Below are 417 nucleotides of genomic sequence, written 5' to 3' on the forward strand. Positions count from 1 at the left end.
TCACAGAACCTTGCGCAACGGGCGCTTCATGCCCTTGCCGGCATGGCTACCCGCGGGCGTGATCTGGTACGCCGCGCCCGCGATACCGTGTTGCCTGCGCGGTTCGCCGATCGACGCGATACGGCCGTCGAGGCGGCGAGCACCGCACCCGAAGGCGGCGATGATTCAGGGCTTATTGCCTTGGCGATATTGATGCGTTGCCATGGCATCGCGGCCGACCCAGACCAGATCCGGCATCGGATGGGCGCGGCGCCAGTGGGCGTTACCGAAATCCTGCGCTGTGCAAAAGATTTTGGACTCAAGGCTCAGGCACAGAGGACAAACTGGAATCGGCTTGCGGTTACTCCGCTGCCTGGAATCGCCGTGCTTCGGGACGGTGGATACCTGATCCTCGGCAAAGTTGTCGACGACAAGCTC

Annotated in this window: 1 protein-coding gene; it reads left to right on the forward strand. The window is 62.8% G+C overall.

Features of this window, described 5'->3' with window-relative positions; all coding sequences use genetic code 11:
• Nucleotides 1-42: 42 nt before the first annotated feature.
• On the forward strand, nucleotides 43-417 hold a 375-nt coding region (locus EOA29_RS40410), incomplete at its 3' end, for a cysteine peptidase family C39 domain-containing protein (RefSeq protein WP_245468888.1).

Origin of the sequence: Mesorhizobium sp. M1E.F.Ca.ET.063.01.1.1 (assembly GCF_003998155.1) — a bacterium.
In the GTDB taxonomy this organism is placed as follows: Bacteria; Pseudomonadota; Alphaproteobacteria; order Rhizobiales; family Rhizobiaceae; genus Mesorhizobium.